Origin of the sequence: Mycobacterium kyorinense, from assembly GCF_001672775.1 — a bacterium.
GTDB lineage: Bacteria > Actinomycetota > Actinomycetes > Mycobacteriales > Mycobacteriaceae > Mycobacterium > Mycobacterium kyorinense_A.
In genome coordinates this window covers 1-1,072 of sequence record NZ_LZKJ01000194.1, presented here as the reverse complement: position 1 = coordinate 1,072, position 1,072 = coordinate 1, and the positions used below count along the sequence as shown (strand labels likewise).

1 protein-coding gene is annotated in these 1,072 nt (G+C 62.0%); it reads left to right on the top strand.

Translation table 11 applies throughout. The features are described 5' to 3' along the window. Window positions 1-43: 43 nt before the first annotated feature. On the top strand, window positions 44-1,072 hold a 1,029-nt coding region (locus tag A5707_RS20315; RefSeq protein ID WP_232000797.1), incomplete at its 3' end, for a phosphopantetheine-binding protein.

Below are 1,072 nucleotides of genomic sequence, written 5' to 3'. Positions count from 1 at the left end.
GGCTCCAGAGTTTTTCACTACGTGGGCTGCCGAGCATGCCTCGGTGGCCGGTCTGGCCATTGAAGTCAAGTGTGGGTTGGCTGATAACGAGTTGACCCGGTACCGCTATGACGTCACCATTCATAAGAATCCCACCGCGGTCCGTTCATTGGCCGCTGCGCCCAGCTGGGCATGGACTCACTGTGCTGGCCTTAGTGGGCTGCATGCCGAGTTGATATCGCAACGCCCAGATATGGTGCGTATCACCGATATTCCCCGCGCTGGGCTGATCACCGACGTCGGTATCGAAGCTGGCTTGGCCGCCGGACTGCCGCTGGCTGATGCAGTGGCCCAAGCCGCCAGCGCGGCCAGCACGGCCGCCACCCCCCAACAATTGCACCGTCTGGGCCAAAGCGCCGGCTACCACGTCGCGCTGACCTGGGGCACCCAACCGGGCACTGTTGATGCCGTCTTGTTCACCCCCACCGACTGCGATGGCCAGCACAACCAACCGCTGACCGACCTCTACCTGCCCCCCGCTGGGGTCCACCAACGCAACACCTACGCCAATGACCCCCAAACCAACACCAAGATCAGCGCGGTGCGTCAATGGCTGAGCGCACACCTACCCGACTACATGGTGCCGTCCCAAATCATGGTGCTCGAGGCGTTCCCGTTAACCTCCTCAGGCAAAATCGACCGAAAGGCATTGCCAGCACCGGTGTTTGCCACCACCCCCTTCCGGGCGCCGCAAACCCAGACTGAACAGATCGTCGCCGACATATTCGCCGAAGTGCTAGGCCTAGACCGCGTCGGACTCGACGACGACTTCTTCGCCCTGGGCGGAGACTCACTAATCGCCACCCGCGTCAGCGCACGACTGCAATCAGCACTCAACAGACAAGTCCCCGTCCGCTACCTCTTCGACGCCTCCACCGTGGCAAACCTCGCCGACTACCTACACCGCCACCACGACGCCCCCGCCCGCGCCCCACTACAACCAATGCCGCGTCCGCAGCATGTTCCGTTGTCGTTTGCTCAGCAGCGGTTGTGGTTTATCGATCAGTTGTATGGGCCGTCGCCGATTTATAAC